This window comes from Paenibacillus sp. FSL R7-0163, assembly GCF_037969975.1.
Lineage (GTDB): Bacteria > Bacillota > Bacilli > Paenibacillales > Paenibacillaceae > Paenibacillus_AQ > Paenibacillus_AQ odorifer.
The window spans coordinates 3,384,643-3,403,175 of the sequence record NZ_CP150224.1; the positions used below are offsets into that span (position 1 = coordinate 3,384,643).

An 18,533-nucleotide genomic window follows, 5' to 3' on the forward strand; every position below is an offset into this window, starting at 1 on the left:
TTTTTACAATTCATTCTAATCCTCAATCGTGGATAGATCTCCTGTCGGAAGATGCAGCTCCCATGCCTTCAGTACACGCCGCATGATTTTACCTGATCGTGTCTTCGGTAGTTTATCCTTAAACTCGATTTCTCGCGGCGCAGCATGTGCAGACAGGCCCGCTTTGACAAAAGCGGCGATCTCCTCTTTCAGAGCAGCAGTTGGAGTATAACCTTCTCTAAGCGAGATAAAAGCCTTAATAATCTCACCCCGCACAAGATCCGGTTTGCCGATTACACCCGCTTCTGCCACTGCCGGATGTTCCACTAATTTGCTCTCCACTTCAAATGGCCCAATACGCTCACCAGAAGAGTTGATAACATCATCAATTCGTCCCTGAAACCAGAAATATCCTTCGTCATCCATATAAGCGGAATCGCCAGAAATGTACCAGCCAGGAATCCGGAAATATTCCTCATACTTCGTCTGATTGTTCCAGATCGTTTTCATCATGGACGGCCACGGAGTTTTTATCGCAAGATTCCCCATAGAGAACGGTGGAAGAACATTTCCCCGATCATCCAGAATCGCTGCTTCAATCCCCGGTAACGGACGGCCCATTGAGCCTGGTTTGATATCCATTGCCGGATAATTACAAATCAATTGTGCCCCTGTTTCAGTCATCCACCAAGTATCATGTATACGCTGATTGTAAAATTTATCTCCCCACCGCACCACTTCCGGATTTAACGGTTCACCAACCGATAGAACATGGCGCAAGCTGCTTAAATCAATCCCCTGTAAGGAGTGCTCCCCTGCACCCATCAACATACGAAAAGCTGTAGGTGCGCTGTACCATACAGATACCTTATTCCGTTCGATTGTCTTATACCAATCCTGAGGACTAAAGCGGCCACCTCTAACTACATTGGTCACCCCGTTTAACCAAGGGGCAAATATGCCGTATGAAGTTCCGGTCACCCAGCCAGGATCTGCCGTACACCAGTATATATCGTCTTGACGTAGATCTAGCACTACTCTGCCTGTATAATAATGTTGAATCATTGCTCTATGCACATGATAAACGCCTTTGGGCTTTCCTGTAGAACCAGATGTATAATGCATAATAAGGCCGTCATCCAAATCAAGCCATTCTAAATTAAGATCAGCAGAAACGTTAGCCATCTCTTCTGCGAACCCTAAGTTTCCTTGCTCAATATCTGTTGCTCCACCTACTAGAAAAATATGACGAAGCTCCGGAAGCTCTTCTCGCTTGACCCGATGCAGCAATTCAGGCGTAGTTACCAGCGCAACGGCTCCACTATCCTCCAAACGATCCTTAACTGCTGTTTCCATGAAGGCTTCGAACAAGGGTCCTGCTATGGCTCCGATTTTGAGAATACCTAGCAGACTGAAATACAGTTCCGGTTGGCGAGGCATAAAAATAAATACCCTATCTCCTTTACCGATGCCATATTTACGCAATACATTTCCGAACCGATTCGACCGTTCCTGCAGATCGGTAAATGTATAGGATTCTTCCCGTACAGTGTCACTGTAGAGTAGGGCCGTTGCCGCTCCCCGCCCTTCATCAACATGGCGATCAACGGCTTCATAGGCCATATTAACCTTGCCGGTTTCATACCATGAGAAATTACGTTCAACATCCTCCCACTCAAAATTGGCTACTGCCTCCGCATAATCAGACATATTGGAGCTCTGCACACGACCCGGCAAAATTTCGCTATGGACTTGACCCATCACTCTTGCCTCCCTCACTCGTTTGATTTAAGCTTTAAGGGTAAGACTCATGTTTTAAATAATGATGTCAATGCAGTGAATGTGAATTTTTTATGTCTGAATTAGTATACCATAGCAAGCGTTTACATACCATTTTTTTGATCTGAAAGGAGCACTGTCATGGAGCATCGCAAAATCCCTATTTCCCATACTCTCTCCTATATGGGTAGAACGATAACTGTGAGCGGACCCCGATCTCCTGAGGACCTTGAAGCCCTGCATATGCATCAGGATCTAGATGCTTTTCGCAGGCCATTAGAGCAGCAAGAGGCGCTCGTAGAGATCGCCAGCTTGCCAGAAGGCCGTGTGATTACTGCGGTAGAGAATGATGTCATAGTGGGCTATGTGACCTTCCATTATCCAGATGAAATGGAGTTATGGTCACAGGGTGGGATGGAGGATCTTATTGAGCTTGGAGCGATAGAGGTTAGTAATGATTATAGAGGGGCCGGACTAGGCCGGCTGCTGATTTCTACTGCTTTTGAGCGGGAGCAATTGGAGAATTGTATTGTTTTTACAACAGAGTATTACTGGCACTGGGATTTAAAAGGCAGTGGGCTGGACGTATGGGCCTATCGCCAAATGATGGAACGGCTGATGAAGACGGTTAATATGGTTTGGTATGCTACGGATGATCCAGAAATTTGTTCACATCCCGCTAACTGCCTAATGGTTCGCATTGGACAAGAGGTGCCCATGTCCTCCCAGGAGACCTTTGACAGAGTACGTTTTAGACAACGTTTCATGTATTGAGCATTAAATATGCTGCAGCATAAATTCTAATATGGAATGCGAGCGTTGTGAAGATTGTACTGTAAATTCTCTGAAATTCACCTCAGCTGATCCATCAGACTTATCTGACATCGAGCGAATGATGACAAAGGGCGTGGCGTTCATATGACAGACTTGGGCAACCGCCGCCCCTTCCATTTCCACACAAGCTCCATCCATTTGCTCTCTTAATTCAGCTACCATCTCCGCATTAGAAATGAATTGATCACCAGATAACACTTTGCCTATCAAGTACTTTTGACCTAACTCATTGCATGCCTTCTCAGCAAGCTGTACTAACGCAGGGTCTGCCTGGAAGACGGAAGTCTCCTGATAAGGAATTTCGCCTCTTGCGAACCCAAGCCCCGTAGCATCCATGTCATGTTGTACACATGTAGACGATATAACAATATCTCCAATATTCAATTCAGGATGTACAGCACCAGCAACCCCCGTAAACAGCACACGGGATACGCCAAAATTATCAATTAGAAGCTGAGTCGTAACTGCTGCATTTACTTTACCCACCCCAGATTTACAGAGCACTACGGATTTGCCTAATATATTTCCTATGTAATATTGTATACCTGCTTTAACTTTTGTCCGCTTGTCCTCCATGCCTTCTAGAAGCAGCTTAATTTCTTCATCCATCGCTCCGATTAATCCGATGATTTCACTCACAGCAAATGCCTCCTTTGATGATTTGTTTAATAAATAAAAACATAAAAAGCTCCATAAGGAGCTTTTTACGGAATAACTGTTCAGTTCTTAAATTACTTATTCAGATGATTAACCGACAAGCGGAGAATCGTTTCATGAGGCAGGATAACCCGCGGATTCTCAACGGTTTCTTTCTTCATAAGCTTGGTCAAAAGTCTCATCGCAACCGCGCCCAAATCGTACATAGGCTGAGCTACGGTTGTCAGCAAAGGACGAACCATCGAAGCCATACGAATGTTATCCACACTAATAATGGAGAAATCATCCGGTACCTTCAGACCTTCATCTTGAATACTGTGAATGGCGCCAATAGCCATTTCATCCGTTGCCGCAAAAATAGCGGTTGGTTTCTTCTTGAGTCCAAGGAAATACTTCATTGCTTCTACACCAGATTCATAGCGGTAGTTACCGATGCGTACCAAATCCTCTTGGTACTCGATTCCTGCCTGTTCCAGTGCTTTCTTGTAACCATGGAAACGTGCATATCCATTTGCAGGATCCTGCAGTGTGCCACTGATCATAGCAATCTCACGATGACCGTGACGAATCAATGTGTTCACAGCATCAAAAGCAGCGGTTTCATGATCGATGTCAACGGAAGGATAAGTTCCCTTCTCATCCCGTGTAGCACATAGAACAATCGGAACTGCAGAAGTCTGGAAAGCTTGAATATGTTCGTCAGTTACTGTACCCCCCATGAAGAGCAGACCATCGACCTGTTTCTCCAAAAGGGTATTAATGACACGAATTTCTTTCTCTTTACGCTTATCCGCGTTACACAATATGATATTGTAATGATACATGTTCGCGATATCTTCAATCCCGCGTGCAATTTCTGCAAAAATCGAGTTTGAAATATCAGGGATGACAACCCCAACGGTTGTCGTTTTCTTACTGGCAAGACCTCTTGCCACGGCATTGGGACGATATCCCAAACGTTCAATCGCTTCAAAAACTTTCTTCCGGGTCTGCGGTTTCACGTTAGGGTTATTATTCACAACCCGTGATACCGTAGCCATAGATACGCCTGCTTCTCGAGCTACATCGTAAATGGTTACCGTCAAATTACTCTCTCCATTGCGATAAATTTTATCGTTCGACTAATTAAAAATATGATACGACACTTTGTACATTTGTGCAATGATAACGCTTCATTTTCCTTTCAAAATTTCTTTCAAGGCTGAAAACGTCACCCTGGATTAAAATTGTGACCAGTGCTGGTTAACCTGTCCAAGAGCATCAATAATGTAACTTCTATCTATCGTAACAAAAAGTGAGTGAAAAATCCAACATTCCGTGAAAAATTTTCATTATTTTCACACAATTTTTTTATAATCTTCATTTTCAGTCATTTGGAAGGTTAATTGAGACAATCTTCGACTAGTTTCTTCCATCCAATGCTGGTCTGACAGCTTCTCAGCTAAACGATAGATATCGAGAAGCATATCGACTCGGGTCTGAATCCTCTCTCGGATTATCGCCTCTAGTTCTAATATTCCCCCTATTATAGTTTCTGACAAGGATTCTTTTAATACACTGGCCAATTCATTTCTCTCCGTAAACAAAAAATCTTTTCCCGGATCATCTCCACTGAGTTCTTTTACTAATTTGCCTAGATCTGCTTTAATAAACTGCAAAGGTTCATAACTAGCGCATTTTGGGCAGGTATAGACAGGAACATGCGTAATCTTCATCTTCGTATTAAAAATCAAAGAATGCATATGTAAGTTCATGAGGCCACCACAACTGCACAACTTCTCCATCAAATTATCTTTATACATCTTCTACACCTCTTGCACAAAATTAATAAAGCACAAAGTTTGACTTTTCAACTTCTATATTCGACTCCACTCGATTAAAACCCTCCTTTATTGCATATAATGATTAAATTGGCAATTTGTCTATATTTTACATCCCTAAAGATGACTTCATATTTTAAATTTGATAGAATAATGAAAGAATCATGGGAATAGAAAGGAGCTTAACTAAATGAGACTAGCCGGTAAAAAGGTCATAGCACTCGTAGACGATGAATTTGAAGATTTGGAGCTCTGGTATCCCGTGTATCGGGTGAGAGAAGAAGGTGCCGAGGTTCACTTGGCAGGTCTGGAAAAAAATAAGACGTACGTCGGTAAATATGGCGTACCTGCTAAAGCAGAATACTCCTGGGACGAGCTTAATGCCGCAGATTATGATGGGATTTTGGTTCCAGGCGGCTGGGCTCCTGATAAAATCCGTAGATACAGTGCCGTTCTAAAGCTAGTACAGGATTTTAATGCGGCTAAAAAACCAATTGGGCAGATCTGCCATGCAGGCTGGGTATTAATTTCTGCTAAAATTCTGGAAGGTGTAACCGTCACCTCCACGCCGGGCATCCGTGATGACATGGAGAATGCCGGAGCCATCTGGAAGGATGAGGCTGTAGTTACGGATGGACATATCATTTCCGCTCGCCGCCCGCCAGATCTTCCGCCATACGGCAAAGCCTTTTGCGATGCACTTGCTGGGGAATAAACATAGGTATATAGTTTAAAATCAAACAAGCCCTGTTTCTCACAATTTGAGGAGCAGGGCTTTTGATTTGAGGCGTTTAAAATTCCAATTATTACCTGATCCGCATAGAATCCGTCTCCATGATCATATTTGGATAATTTGTAAACCTAAAGGTCAAAGGTTGAGGCAGCTTTTCTTGACCCACGTTAAGAAAATAAGTTATTGTAGTTCCTTTTGCATCCTCTCTATACTCTCTATATCCGGAGTAATTATCATGTACAAGCCAATGTCCGCTTCCAGTGCTATCCACAAAATTATCGTCTATCCCAAAACCGGTTGCTTCATGCAACTCCTCAACTTTTTTGGGAATCAATAAATCCAATACTATAATCCCCTGCTCTTCGTCCGCGGTCCGTTTGGAAATCGAGAGAGAGTTATCCGGTGCCTTTAAAATCTGCTGCGTTTCCGTGTTAATCACAAGCTCGACCTCTGATTGATCTAGAGCAGAGATTCCTTCAACTTCAAGTTTGATTGGATCATTAGGTCTCATATTGTCATTGTGGTAAATATTCGATCCACTTGCCCGCATTAGTTCCTCTTGATGATCCCCTTTTCCGAGGACAAGCTTAGGTGATAGCAAACTAAAAATCCTCATTGTATTCTCTCTGCCAAAGGTTTCCCGCATATAAATACCCGTAGGTCCAATATAAACCTGGTCCATTATAATTTTCTGTCCACCGATAGACAGACTATCCTTCAAATCAACAAGTTCTCCTTGAAAATAATTGTTATCGGCTTCCAGTGGAATTTTGACACCCATTTCTTTTATATCCTTGTTATTAAAAACTTGACTAAGAGCATCTGGAAAAAGCGATAATGTGATATTCAACTCCTCTGGTATCTCATCCTGATATTTATCCCAGACGATTTGCTCATACATACGAGTCGTCCCAGGGGACCCAACCTCTTGTGCATTAGAAGTGCTAAACCCGCTGTATCCACTAAGGTGGTATTTATCCTCTGGAGTCTTTTTCAAAGACAAGCCAAAAAGACGCATCTTCTGATCCGTATTGTTCTGGATTGTATAAAGCACTGCAATGCCTCTTCGATCTGCAATGATTCCGTTAACAGTCCATGTTATCCCATCCACCTCAGAAGAAGAGATACTTACCTCCTTCATCATTCCCGCATCAAGTGCTGATTTAATCGTCAGATTATTAGCAATAACGGGTCTAAACACTTCAAGCTGGCCCCAGCTTTTTGGAGGTAATTGCGCACGTACGGGATTTATCATCTGATTTGCCCAAGGCACAATTATAAGTAAGGCGAATGCCAAGACCACCAATACAACAACAGCGTACCTTTTACTAAAAGACAAACGTGTACGGTTCCCTTGCTGCATCCCCCTGCGGATCGCAGTGTCCAGTTTTACATCCAAAATTTCTTCTGCCTCCGCATCGATTTTCTGAAAATAATCCTTAAGCAGCTTTTCTTCAGACTCAGCCATAAAATAGCTCCCCCTTCCGCTTCATTTTGTCACGCAATTGTTTTAATCCTTTATTCAGCCATGTCTTCACTGTGCCCTCTGGTTTATCCAGCACCTCTGCAATTTCGGCAAGGGTCATATCCTTGTAATATTTGAGCACCAGCACTTGGCGATATTTGGGTTTCACTCCATCCAGCGCTTGTTCCATGTCCAGTCTGCGGTCACTTTTCATCTCCATGATTCCCTCATCACTTCGAGCAGCTTCTGCGACTGTATTCCTCTTTCGGCGCTTCAGCTCATCATTACAGCAATTAATCAAAATACGTGTTAACCAAGGAGCGAACCGCTCCGCGTCTTTTAAGCTCTTTCGTTTAATCCATGCGCGGCAGGTTGCCTCCTGCAAAACCTCCAGCGAATCCGCTTCATTTCGCAAATAGCTGTAGGCAATGCTATAAAGTTTTCTTTTCTGTCCAGCCACTTGCTCATAAAACAGCTCTTCGTCCGTAGCGGCCATGTCCATTTCATCATTTATAATGTGATCCATTTTCGGCCTGTCTCCCCCCTTGCCTTTATTCCTAAATCGGTTCTGTGTAACTCTCTCTATGTATTGACTGCGCTGCAGGGTAAACGGTTTTGTTTTTTTTAAAGTATGTCATAAATATAGAAAAAGGCTCGGCAAGAATGCCGAACCTTGATATGAATTGAATAAAAGTTACAGTAACTTTAGGATGAGGCTTTCTCCTGTAGTTCCCCGCTTGATCCAAGTGTAAGACCACTTTTTTGTGCAAACGCAGTTAACATTTCTTCCGTCTCTGAGCTTGTACGATGATGGAAACACGCTTTGGCAATTCTTTTGGCATCCTTGGCCAATGTGTTCAGTGTGCGGTGTTTAACCTTCAGCAGCGCCTGCGGCGACATGCTGAGATCTCTAATTCCCAGCTCCAGCCAAAGAGGCAAAGAACGCTCATCCGCCGCCATTTCACCACATACACTGATATCAATCTTGGCATTACGTGCCGCTTCTACCGTCATACGGATCATTCGCAGAACCGCTGGATGGTACGGATGATACATATGAGCAATTTGTTCATTCATACGGTCTACCGCTAACACATATTGAACCAAATCATTAGTGCCGATACTGAAAAAGTCAACTTCCTCAGCCAATAAATCCGCAATCATAACCGCCGCCGGAACTTCAATCATAATACCCACAGGAAGATTCCGGTTAAAAGGGATATCTCGTTGCTCCAGCTCAGCTTTCACTTCTTCTAAAACAGCTTTTGCCGCCTGCACTTCCTCTACGGAAGAAATCATCGGAAACATTAACTTTACATTCCCGTATGCACTTGCCCGCAAAATGGCACTTAACTGGGTTTTGAACATATCCAATCGATCCAAGCTGATGCGAATCGCCCGATAACCAAGGAAAGGATTCTGTTCTTCAGGCAGCTGGATATAATCCAACTGCTTGTCCCCGCCAATATCCAGCGTACGAATCACTACAGTGTTGTTGCCCACCTTCTCGACAACCTGTTTATACACTTCAAATTGTTCATCCTCAGTTGGAAAAGATCTGCGATCCATATAAAGAAACTCGGTACGGAACAGGCCTACACCTTCAGCACCATACTTAAGTGCTATGTTGAGTTCTTTAACTGAACTGATATTGCCGGCAAGTCGCAGGTTCACACCATCCTTGGTGACAGCCTCCACGGTGGCGAGCAGTTCCAGCTGCTCTTTCTTTTTATGCTGTTTATCCCGAATCGCTACATATTCATTTATCGTAAGTTCATCTGGGTGGATTTGTACAGATCCGGTATCGCCGTCGATCACAAGCATGTCCCCGGTCTGAATAGGATTAGACAGATTATTCTCCAAGCCCGCTACAAGCGGAATGCCTAGCGCACGAGCCATAATGGAGGAATGTGAGGTTTTACCGCCCATCATGGTGACAATACCTAGAACATAAGTTGGATTCAAGTGAGCTAGCTGGGAAGGAGACAACTCCTTCGCAACAAGAATATATGGCTGTGTATCCGATGGTAACGTAACCTCTGGAGCGCCTAAAAGATGTTTTAAAAGACGGTTTCCGACATCCTTGATATCAACCGCCCGCTCCTTCATGTACTCATCGTCTAGCAGATCAAACATCGCTACAAAATGATCAATCGCTTCTTTCACAGCTACTTCTGCCGCTTTGTACTGGCGTTCAATGATCCCGCGGATTTCACTCATGAACACAGGATCATCTAAGATCGCCAGATGAGCATCAAAAATACTCGATTCCTCCGGACCTACCACTTCTCTGAACTCTTTTTTGATGAATTCAATCTCGTCCTTAGAGGTACGGATACCTTCGTATAAACGCTCAAACTCCTTAGCTAGATCCACTGGGTTCACTTGTGTATCCGGTAAGCTCCATTCCCAGTTCGGCAAGACAAAGGCCTTCCCGATAGCTACACCTGCTGCTGCGCCTATGCCTTGTATCATCCTTCAATCCCTCCAACGTTACTTTCGTGTAAGACTACGGACATTACTGATGATTGCCCCTTTTTAACATTTTTAAATGGAGCATAGCTCCATGATTTGACCCGATCAGGATTCGTGATCACCATCGGTGTAGCCAATGAGGCCGCATGTTCACGCAAATAAGCGAGGTCGAATTTAACAAGCAATTGACCTGGCTCCACGCTGTCGCCTTCTTTTACAACCGCCTCAAAGGGTCCCTTGAGCTGTGAAGTGTCGATCCCTATATGCATGAGTACTTCCAGCCCTTCCGGCGTCGAAATACCCACGGCATGCATTGTAGGATAGACGTGCATAACTTTCCCGAATACGGGTGAAGTAAGTTCCCCTTTTTCCGGCAAAAATGCAACCCCATCGCCCACTAGCTTAGCTGCAAAAATGTGATCAGGCACTTCCTCGATAGGCATCATTCTGCCCTGCATTGGCGAACTGAACAGCACCTGCGGCAAATCACGAAGCATAAGCTTGTTAATCTCCTCGCGGATCAGTTCAGAATACGTGCCAAATACTACCTGGACATTTCCGCCGCCCAGCTTGATAATCCCTGCGGAACCCAAACCTTTAAGCGCTCCAGTATCTATATATCGGTCATTATGAACCGTAAGCCGCAGACGGGTGATACAGGACTGCACTTGTACAATATTCTCCTTGCCCCCAAGCGCCTCTAAGATTAGCGGTGCCTGATAAGGGATATTGCCGGCCCAATCCCCAAGCTCTGAACCTTCTTCACGCCCCGGTGTCGGGATCTGAAAACGGCGAATCGCCCAGCGAAATAAATTATAGTATACAATCCCATAGCCGATACCAATCGGAATCAGCAGCCAAGCCCTCTGTGACAAATGCATGTTCAAGAAGAAATCAATGGCTCCAGCCGAATAGGAGAACCCGTGATGGATTCCCAGCATGTAGGTCAGTACCATTGCGAGACCGGACATTACAGTATGTACCGCGAACAAATACGGAGAAGCAAATAAAAATGCAAATTCGATCTGCTCCGAAACCCCGGTCAGAAAACAAACCAACGCCGCACGCACAAAAGTCTTTTTAATCTTGGGCTTCAAATCCTCGCGCGCTTCCTGAATAATTGCAAAAGCAATGGCAGGCAGCGCAAACATCATAATCGGAAACAACCCCGCCATAAAAATCCCCGCCGTAGGATCGCCTGCAAAAAAACGCGGCAAATCCCCCTGAACCACAGCACTGCCATCAGGAGTCGTAAAATTCCCAAATTGAAACCAAAACACATTATTAAGAATATGATGTAGTCCAAAAGCGGTCAGAACCCTATATAGGACCCCATAGATAAAAACACCAAACCCGCCCGTCTGCAATATTCCCTGAAAAAGATTATCCAGCCCAATCTGCAGCAGCGGAGATATTCCTAACATTACCCACGCGAACCCGGCAGAAAATAAGCCCATGAACAGCAAAACAAAACGCGACCCTCCAAAAAACTGGATCGCCTCTGGAAGCTTAATATTTTTAAACCGGTTTTGCGCGACACCGGCAACGATCCCCAGCAAAATTCCGATTAGTGTTGCAGGTTGTACAAGCCCGTCTCCCATTTGGGTGACAATTCGGTCGTAAGTGAACATCCCAGCCAGCGCTGCAAGCCCCGCCGTTCCGGCTTGATTGGATAAACCCCATGCTACACCTACAGCGAACAAATAAGGCATATAATAAAATATTGCCTGCCCCGCGTAAGTAGCCACTTCAGACACCGAAGAAAGTCCCCATGCAGACCAAGGTAAGCTGCCCAAACTCAGCAAAATGGCTGCCGCCGGCAGTACCATGGTAGGAAGCATTATGGCTCTGCCCAATTGCTGCAATGATCCGAGCCAATTCAAGGCTACCCTCTCCTTTCTTTCTATATTGAATGGTAAGCGCTGCGGGGATTTTTGTCAAAAGAAACTCATGAGATCTTCACGTTACATTTTTAAAACAAATATTCTCCCATTCCACTAAACATTTATTCACTAGTATCCATAGAACGGCTGGTATTTACGTGGGACTATCCATACTACAGAGTCAGAATCGAGTTTAAGTGTACTTTGTGCAACTATTCCTATCGGCGTTACTCTGAGCGCTTTTTTAACTGCACTTTATACAACTATTTTTAGTGATTTTCCACTTCATCTAATCTTTGATGCGTTCTAAGTGTACAAAGTGCAACTATTTCGCATTTAGATAGCTATTTTAGCGTTTTAGTTGTATAAAGTGCAATTATTCCCTTGCGCAGCTATCGTATAGATATCCCTCGCATACCTGATTTGATTGATTGGATTGGATTGGATTGGATTTGATCTGGTCTGGTCTGAACTGATCTGATCCCAGAGCATTCGATTCATAACATCGAACTTTTCTCCCCCACTAACTAGCTCCAACACCCTAAACTCACAGTTAGGAATTCCACCTGAGTTTAAGTGTACTTTGTACAACTATTCATATCGACGTTACTCTGAGCACTTTTTTAACTGCACTTCATACAACTATTTTTAATGATTTCCCACCTAATCTAATCTTTGATGTACTTTAAGTGTACAAAGTACAACTATTTCGCATTTAGATAACTATTTCGGCGATTTAGCTGTATAAAGTGCAATTATTCCCTTGCGCAGCTATCGTATAGATATCCCTCGCATACCTGATTTGATTGATTGGATTGGATTGGATTTGATCTGGTCTGGTCTGAACTGATCTGATCTCAGAGCCCTCGCTTCATAACATCGAACTTTTCTCCCCCCATTAGCTCCAATACCCTAAACTCACAGTTTGGAATTCCACCTGAGTTTAAGTGTACTTTGTACAACTATTCATATCGACGTTACTCTGAGCACTTTTTTAACTGCACTTCATACAACTATTTTTAATGATTTCCCACCTAATCTAATCTTTGATGCGTTTTAAGTGTACAAAGTACAACTATTTCGCATTTAGATAACTATTCCGGCGATTTAGTTGTACAAAGTGCAATTATTCCCTTGCGCAGACTCTAAAGATCCTCTTACCACATTTGATCTGGTCTGAGAGCCTTCACCTCATAATACCGAATTCTTTCTCCCTGATTAACCGGCTTCAGCAACCCCTTCTCACTTAATGATTGCAGCAATCGACGCGCCGTACGGAAATTAATGCAGAAATGCGTGGCCACATCCTTTGGACGAACCGGTCTACCGAGACGCCAAGCGAAACGCAGAACCTCTTTTTCCTCAGACAAAATAGCTACGCTAACAGAATTACGAGCCAAGTAAGGCGCCAGCACCAGTTGCAACAGCATGCGGCAGACCTCGGGACGTTGCTGGATATCATCAAAAGAAAAATGAATCATCCTCCAGCCCATCCCAGTCAAAAAAGTGTCCCTATTTACTGAATAGTTGAATTTTTCGCGGTCCATATCTTTCACATGGCTTTGATATCCATCACACTCGATCCCAAAGCTGCTGCCCGTCTGCGGAAGAAAAGCAAAGTCCAAAAATTGTGATTTGCGATTCCAGTCATATACTTCGTATTCTGGATGCAAATCGTCTAGGGACTCAAACATAGGCCACCATACATTCTGCAAAAATAGCTTTTCCGCAAAATTATTGCCTCTAACCAGCCTCCCTCTTTTTTCACCTGTTCTTGATTTCATATGTTGGTCGATAAACAAACCATGCGCTTCTTCAAACTCCATAACCTATAGCCTCCCCTACAAAATAAAAAAACGCCCTTCACCGCAAAAAGCGGTTAAAGGACGTTCTTCGTCTAATCTCATTATAACTAGCTCAACAGGCGAGTTACATTAAAAATCGCACCTTGTGTTACACAATACCTCTTACTTTGGCTGATCTCCATCATCTAAGTTTGCTATAACCTCAGCGTCATAAATTTAAACCTAGTTAGTTTATTCCTCTTTTGCTCGTTCTCGCCAGTTTGCTCATTCTTCACCAGCTAGTTCGTTCTTCACCAGCTAGTTCGTTCTTCACCAGTTAGTCCGTTCTTCACCAGCTAGTTCGTTCTTCACCAGCTAGTTCGTTCTTCACCAGTTAGTCCGTTCTTCGCCAGCTAGCTCGTTCTTCATCAGCTAGTTCATTCTTCACCAGCTAGTTCGTTATTCGTCAGTTCCTTGTTACGTCCGTTGGTCAACGATAACTGTAATCACCACACACTTAACTCAGTGTTCAGTTCAACAGTATATGACCAACCCTACTGCCGGCTACGCCCATGCATAGTGATCGCTTCTTCGACCTTGATGCAGCGGTCCATAATGGCGATCATACCGTGCTCAGCGGCGATTTCAGCGGCTTCTGCGCTAACTATACCCTGCTGGAGCCACAGCACACGTGCGCCAATGTCAGCAGCCTCCTGCGCGACCTTTGCGCAGTGTTCGCTTCGACGGAATACATTGACGATGTCCACTGGATCTGGAATTTCAGCTAAAGTGTGATAACACTTTTCACCCAGGATCTCACCATCCACCGTTGGGTTAACGGGAATGATCCGATATCCCCGGCTTTGCATGGCGCCCGCGACCATATAAGAGGTACGGTCTGTTTTGTCTGACAAGCCGACAACAGCAATGTTACCTGCGGAAGCAAGGATATCTCCGATCTGCTCCCGACTTGGATTCTCAAAGCTCATAAGTAGTGCCCCTTTCCATAGTTACACTTAATGATCCTTGTTTAACTGAAGCTAGATACACTAGCTCCCTCATTCCTATTGTACCCACTCCACATTCGCACCAAGCGCACGCAAGTGATCAAAATATTGCGGATAAGATTTTGCCACATGATGTGCATCCTTAATCAAAAGAGGTTTACGCGCACGCAGGCCCACTACGGATAGTGCCATAATTACGCGGTGGTCATAATGCGCATTAATGGTGACTCCGCCTTCGACACCTTCAGGCATGCCGTGAACAATAATCTCATCGCGGCGTTCTTCTACCTTAGCTCCGGCACGGGTTAATTCTGCTAAGTAATCGGTAATGCGATCGCATTCCTTATAACGCAAATTCTCAACATTATAGAATCGGGAGGTGCCTTCTGCAAATACTGCGGCAGCCACCATGGCCAATACCGCATCGGTTGCAGCATCTCCATCAAATTCAACAGCTTTTAGGATACCGTTCCCTTGGACATGTACTGTGCCCTCTTCATGAGTAAGAGGAACTTCCATCATCCGCAGCACATCAACAATGGCTCTTTCACCTTGTTTACTTTGTTCTGCAAGACGGTGGATTTTCACATTCGACTTTGTAACGGCAGCCGCCGCAAGGATTGCCGCAGAGCCTGGGTAGTCACCTTGAACAGTATATGACTTAGCTGCATAAGCTTGACGACCTGGAACTTTAAAGGACATGTAATCATCCGCAGCGTGCACCACAATACCTGCCTGCTCCAACACTTCCAAGGTCTGACCCACGACAACCTTCGATTTCAAATCATCGAGGACAATAATTTCACTATCTTCTTCAAGCAATGGTGTCAGGAATAATAGAGCACTTAAGAACTGGGAGCTTACTGCACCAGAGACAGTAATTCTGCCTCCAACCGGTTTACCCCCACGGATCGTGATTGGCAATTTCCCTTCATTATGCTCCACCTGAACACCTAGCTGTTCCAGCGCCACAATCAAGTCGTCATGCGGACGTTTGCCCAATGAGTCTGGATACGTATTTACAAAAGTAACCTCAGGACTTAACGCGGCCACAGCCATAAGAAAACGCAGCACCGCTCCGGCATTTCCTACATTAAGTTCTTTAACGTCTTTTGGATGACGTCCGAAGCCTTGAATCACAATCTTTTCCTCATCCTCTGTAAGCACAGCACCCAAATCTGCTATGCAGCGACGGATCGCGTCGCTATCCTCACTATGTGCAGGATGATAAATCGTACTTACTCCTTCAGACAATGCCGCAACCAGCAGATAACGTGTCGTATAGTTTTTGGAAGAGAGGGCTCCAAATTCTCCTTGCAGAGATGGCGTTGGCCTAACAATAACGTCCATAATATAAACTCTCCTTAGTAGATGTAGTGGGTATGTAATGCTCGTTTGACAGGGTATTCTGTTCTTGTGTTATCATTAAACCATTCTTCTGATGAAAAGAGGTCAAACCCATGCATAATGTACCACAAATCACACCGCAAGAATTACGGCAGTGTATAGAGACAGGTGAAGACCTTGTACTCATCGATGTTCGCGAAGACGAAGAGGTGGCCTCTGGGATGATTCCAGGTGCACAACATATCCCTATGGGAGAAATTCCACACCGTACTGAGGATATTCCAAGCGACGCCAAAGTGATCTTCATTTGCCGTTCCGGTGCCCGCAGCCAACGTGTCTGCGAATATCTACAGCAGTTTGGTTATAACGCTGCGAACCTTAGCGGTGGTATGATTGAATGGAATGAGACACTCTCTTAAAAGCTCAACCGCGGTAATGCATTAAAATATGTTGCGACACTTCTGCCGCAGTCAGTCCCGTTGTATCGACCGTGTAATGCGCGAATAGGTATGCATCCTGGCGATCTTCCATGATTCGTCTGACCCGTTCTTCTGCATTGCCGGCGAGCAGCGGACGATTCTGATCCCCGCTAACACGTGCAATAATCTCTTCCTCAGTTGCCGTTAGCGCAACCACATGCCCTTTACTCAGCATTAAGGCTGTATTCCCCGGCGCCAATACCGCGCCACCACCAGTGGATATTAATTTATTCTCAGACTCTAGCATTTGCTTAAGAACCGCAGTTTCTACGCTTCGAAAGTATTCCTCACCATCTTCTGCGAAGATTTCTGCAATGCTTCTGCCTTCAGTCTCAATAATGACATGATCCAAATCAACCAGCTCATAGCCCAGCTCCTCGGCCAAAATAGCACCAACAGTTGACTTACCAGTCGCCATCATCCCTACTAAAATAATGTTTTTGTTCTTATCTTCCTGACTCATCGTTTTTAGTTCTTCTGTATCCCCAGCCATGACTATCCTCCAACCGCGATATTTGTCATATCATAACACAGGGTCAAAACATTAGACAATCCGCTTCTTCCAGTAAAAAAAGACCCGAAAGGCTCCCCATTTCTGGTGAAGCCGTCCGGGCCGCTTGTCATTCAGTCAATTAGATTATTCTGCTGCCATCCAGTTGTGGTGGAAGACGCCTTCTTTGTCCACACGTTTGAAGGTGTGAGCGCCAAAGTAATCACGTTGAGCCTGAAGCAAGTTAGCAGGCAAACGTTCTGTACGGTAGCTGTCATAGTAAGCCAATGCGCTGGAGAATCCAGGGACTGGAACACCCAAAGTTACCGCAGAAGCAATGACTTTACGCCATGCAGATTGGTAATTATCCATAACATTCTTGAAGAAAGGATCAAGAAGCAGATTCTTAAGCTCTGCATTGTTCTCATAAGCATCTGTGATGTTTTGTAGGAAACGGGAACGGATAATGCAGCCGCCGCGCCAGATTTTAGCCAGCTCGCCATATTTCAGATCCCAACCATATTCGTCGGAAGCTACGCGAAGTTGAGCGAAACCTTGCGCGTAGGATACGATTTTGCTCGCGAACAATGCTTTACGCACGTTCTCGATGAATTCGGCTTTGTCGCCTTCAAATGTTATTGCTTCTGGTCCGTTAAGCACTTTGCTTGCTTCTACGCGCTCATCCTTCATAGCAGACAGGAAGCGGGAGAATACGGATTCGGTAATCATGGACAGAGGTACACCAAGATCTAGTGAGCTTTGGCTTGTCCATTTACCAGTACCCTTTTGGCCAGCGGAATCAAGGATAACGTCAACCATAGGTTTGCCGGTTTCTTCGTCATATTGAGCAAAGATATCAGTAGTGATCTCGATCAGGTAGCTGTCGAGCTCGCCGCTGTTCCACTCTTTGAAAATATTGTGAAGTTCTTTTGCATCCAGACCTAGAACATCTTTCAACAACTGATAAGCTTCACAGATCAATTGCATATCACCATATTCGATACCGTTGTGCACCATTTTAACATAGTGTCCTGCACCGTCAGGTCCGATATATGTACAGCAAGGCTCTCCGTCCACTTTGGCTGAGATTGCCGTTAGGATAGGCTCTACAAGTTTATACGCACTTTCTTGACCACCTGGCATAATCGAAGGACCTTTAAGAGCACCTTCTTCACCACCGGAAACTCCAGTACCGATAAAGCGGAAACCTTTTTCTTCCAGCTCTTTACTACGACGAACTGTATCAGGGAAGTAAGCATTCCCTCCGTCGATAATGATGTCGCCTTGATCAAGATGCGGCAGCAGTTGCTCGATGGTAGCATCAGTAGCTTTACCAGCTTGAACCATGATCAGAATTTTGCGCGGTGTTTCCAGCGAAGCTACAAATTCCTCAACGGAAAATGTGCCTACGAGGTTTTTACCTTCCGCTTCAGCAAGAAGATCATGTGTCTTCTCCGGGGAGCGGTTGAATACGGATACGGAAAAACCTTTGCTTTCGATATTTAGAGCCAAATTCTTGCCCATTACCGCCAAGCCAATAACGCCGATTTGTTGTTTTGCCATCTGGTCCTCCACCCTTTGCACCCTATATTTTTGTGAAATCCATTTCTCGCAGTATAAGAATACCACCCTTTATCAGAGACAGCAAAGCCTGCCCTGCGAATAGAGATCAATTTCATTGACAAATTCAGTCTAAGAAATGATCACAATGACTATTTTAACGTTTTTAACGTCAGAAGTGAACCCCTGTCTGCAAGTTCCAATACAAATATAAGACACCCCGATGAACGGGGTGCCTTGA

16 protein-coding genes are annotated in these 18,533 nt (G+C 44.6%); 3 read left to right on the forward strand and 13 right to left on the reverse strand.

From position 1 onward, the window contains the following. Positions 1–15 precede the first annotated feature (15 nt). Positions 16–1,740 carry an acetate--CoA ligase gene (gene acsA / locus NST45_RS15090; protein ID WP_036686145.1) on the reverse strand — a complete coding sequence of 575 codons (1,725 nt, stop codon included), beginning with the start codon at positions 1,738–1,740 and terminating at the stop codon, positions 16–18. A 159-nt stretch (positions 1,741–1,899) separates the two neighbouring features. On the opposite strand from acsA, the gene NST45_RS15095 reads away from it, so the two are divergent. Next, complete coding sequence (locus NST45_RS15095) at positions 1,900–2,532, forward strand: GNAT family N-acetyltransferase (protein WP_036686143.1); 633 nt, start codon at positions 1,900–1,902, stop codon at positions 2,530–2,532. Between the two features lie 3 nt (positions 2,533–2,535). On the opposite strand, the gene NST45_RS15100 is transcribed toward NST45_RS15095, so the two are convergent. The 3 genes from NST45_RS15100 to NST45_RS15110 form a co-directional block, all read right to left on the reverse strand. Continuing rightward, positions 2,536–3,231 carry a 5'-methylthioadenosine/adenosylhomocysteine nucleosidase gene (locus tag NST45_RS15100; protein ID WP_036686141.1) on the reverse strand — a complete coding sequence of 232 codons (696 nt, stop codon included), beginning with the start codon at positions 3,229–3,231 and terminating at the stop codon, positions 2,536–2,538. A 92-nt stretch (positions 3,232–3,323) separates the two neighbouring features. Further along, positions 3,324–4,334 (reverse strand): catabolite control protein A, encoded by a 1,011-nt coding sequence (gene ccpA / locus NST45_RS15105; protein WP_036686140.1) that lies wholly within the window; start codon positions 4,332–4,334, stop codon positions 3,324–3,326. Positions 4,335–4,586: 252 nt separating this feature from the next. Further along, the gene (locus NST45_RS15110) at positions 4,587–5,051 is read right to left on the reverse strand and encodes a hypothetical protein (protein WP_036686138.1); all 465 of its coding nucleotides are present in this window, start codon (positions 5,049–5,051) and stop codon (positions 4,587–4,589) included. Positions 5,052–5,259: 208 nt separating this feature from the next. Between NST45_RS15110 and NST45_RS15115 the strand changes: the two genes are divergently transcribed. Beyond that, positions 5,260–5,784 carry a type 1 glutamine amidotransferase domain-containing protein gene (locus NST45_RS15115; protein ID WP_036686137.1) on the forward strand — a complete coding sequence of 175 codons (525 nt, stop codon included), beginning with the start codon at positions 5,260–5,262 and terminating at the stop codon, positions 5,782–5,784. A gap of 91 nt (positions 5,785–5,875) precedes the next feature. On the opposite strand, the gene NST45_RS15120 is transcribed toward NST45_RS15115, so the two are convergent. The 7 genes from NST45_RS15120 to aroA all read right to left on the reverse strand — a co-directional run bounded on the left by NST45_RS15120 (position 5,876) and on the right by aroA (position 15,766). Continuing rightward, positions 5,876–7,270 carry a DUF4179 domain-containing protein gene (locus NST45_RS15120; protein ID WP_036686135.1) on the reverse strand — a complete coding sequence of 465 codons (1,395 nt, stop codon included), beginning with the start codon at positions 7,268–7,270 and terminating at the stop codon, positions 5,876–5,878. After that, positions 7,263–7,793: a sigma-70 family RNA polymerase sigma factor gene (locus NST45_RS15125; protein ID WP_143758627.1), complete on the reverse strand. Its 531-nt coding sequence runs from the start codon at positions 7,791–7,793 to the stop codon at positions 7,263–7,265. Before NST45_RS15125 ends, NST45_RS15120 begins: the two co-directional genes overlap by 8 nt. Positions 7,794–7,972: 179 nt before the next feature. After that, positions 7,973–9,742, reverse strand: coding sequence for a phosphoenolpyruvate--protein phosphotransferase (gene ptsP / locus NST45_RS15130; protein WP_036686134.1), 1,770 nt, complete (start codon positions 9,740–9,742; stop codon positions 7,973–7,975). Then, the gene (locus NST45_RS15135; RefSeq protein ID WP_036686132.1) at positions 9,739–11,625 is read right to left on the reverse strand and encodes a glucose PTS transporter subunit IIA; all 1,887 of its coding nucleotides are present in this window, start codon (positions 11,623–11,625) and stop codon (positions 9,739–9,741) included. Before NST45_RS15135 ends, ptsP begins: the two co-directional genes overlap by 4 nt. A 1,157-nt stretch (positions 11,626–12,782) precedes the next feature. After that, the gene (locus NST45_RS15140; protein ID WP_339279701.1) at positions 12,783–13,451 is read right to left on the reverse strand and encodes a hypothetical protein; all 669 of its coding nucleotides are present in this window, start codon (positions 13,449–13,451) and stop codon (positions 12,783–12,785) included. Positions 13,452–13,963: 512 nt separating this feature from the next. Next, a complete protein-coding gene (locus NST45_RS15145; RefSeq protein WP_076303382.1) occupies positions 13,964–14,398 on the reverse strand; it encodes a CoA-binding protein in 435 nt (144 codons plus the stop codon). Between the two features lie 75 nt (positions 14,399–14,473). Further along, positions 14,474–15,766, reverse strand: a complete 1,293-nt coding sequence (gene aroA / locus NST45_RS15150) for a 3-phosphoshikimate 1-carboxyvinyltransferase (protein ID WP_339279700.1) — start codon at positions 15,764–15,766, stop codon at positions 14,474–14,476. Positions 15,767–15,876: 110 nt separating this feature from the next. Here aroA and NST45_RS15155 point away from each other — a divergent pair, with 110 nt between their 5' ends. Continuing rightward, positions 15,877–16,182: a rhodanese-like domain-containing protein gene (locus NST45_RS15155; RefSeq protein WP_038570249.1), complete on the forward strand. Its 306-nt coding sequence runs from the start codon at positions 15,877–15,879 to the stop codon at positions 16,180–16,182. A gap of 4 nt (positions 16,183–16,186) precedes the next feature. Here the strand turns inward: NST45_RS15155 and NST45_RS15160 are convergent, their stop codons facing one another. Further along, positions 16,187–16,735 carry a shikimate kinase gene (locus tag NST45_RS15160; protein ID WP_244886472.1) on the reverse strand — a complete coding sequence of 183 codons (549 nt, stop codon included), beginning with the start codon at positions 16,733–16,735 and terminating at the stop codon, positions 16,187–16,189. A 144-nt stretch (positions 16,736–16,879) separates the two neighbouring features. Further along, positions 16,880–18,295, reverse strand: coding sequence for an NADP-dependent phosphogluconate dehydrogenase (gene gndA, locus NST45_RS15165; protein WP_076104782.1), 1,416 nt, complete (start codon positions 18,293–18,295; stop codon positions 16,880–16,882). Positions 18,296–18,533 lie beyond the last annotated feature (238 nt).

What these genes read in the sequence shown, in the direction of transcription:
- NST45_RS15095 (WP_036686143.1), top strand. Translation starts at nt 1,900, where the DNA reads ATGGAGCATCGCAAAATCCCTATTTCCCATACTCTCTCCTATATGGGT.
- gndA (WP_076104782.1), bottom strand. Translation starts at nt 18,295, where the DNA reads ATGGCAAAACAACAAATCGGCGTTATTGGCTTGGCGGTAATGGGCAAG.
- aroA (WP_339279700.1), bottom strand. Translation starts at nt 15,766, where the DNA reads ATGGACGTTATTGTTAGGCCAACGCCATCTCTGCAAGGAGAATTTGGA.
- NST45_RS15145 (WP_076303382.1), bottom strand. Translation starts at nt 14,398, where the DNA reads ATGAGCTTTGAGAATCCAAGTCGGGAGCAGATCGGAGATATCCTTGCT.
- NST45_RS15125 (WP_143758627.1), bottom strand. Translation starts at nt 7,793, where the DNA reads ATGGATCACATTATAAATGATGAAATGGACATGGCCGCTACGGACGAA.
- NST45_RS15120 (WP_036686135.1), bottom strand. Translation starts at nt 7,270, where the DNA reads ATGGCTGAGTCTGAAGAAAAGCTGCTTAAGGATTATTTTCAGAAAATC.
- NST45_RS15110 (WP_036686138.1), bottom strand. Translation starts at nt 5,051, where the DNA reads ATGTATAAAGATAATTTGATGGAGAAGTTGTGCAGTTGTGGTGGCCTC.
- NST45_RS15155 (WP_038570249.1), top strand. Translation starts at nt 15,877, where the DNA reads ATGCATAATGTACCACAAATCACACCGCAAGAATTACGGCAGTGTATA.
- acsA (WP_036686145.1), bottom strand. Translation starts at nt 1,740, where the DNA reads ATGGGTCAAGTCCATAGCGAAATTTTGCCGGGTCGTGTGCAGAGCTCC.
- ptsP (WP_036686134.1), bottom strand. Translation starts at nt 9,742, where the DNA reads ATGATACAAGGCATAGGCGCAGCAGCAGGTGTAGCTATCGGGAAGGCC.
- NST45_RS15140 (WP_339279701.1), bottom strand. Translation starts at nt 13,451, where the DNA reads ATGGAGTTTGAAGAAGCGCATGGTTTGTTTATCGACCAACATATGAAA.
- NST45_RS15115 (WP_036686137.1), top strand. Translation starts at nt 5,260, where the DNA reads ATGAGACTAGCCGGTAAAAAGGTCATAGCACTCGTAGACGATGAATTT.
- NST45_RS15160 (WP_244886472.1), bottom strand. Translation starts at nt 16,735, where the DNA reads ATGGCTGGGGATACAGAAGAACTAAAAACGATGAGTCAGGAAGATAAG.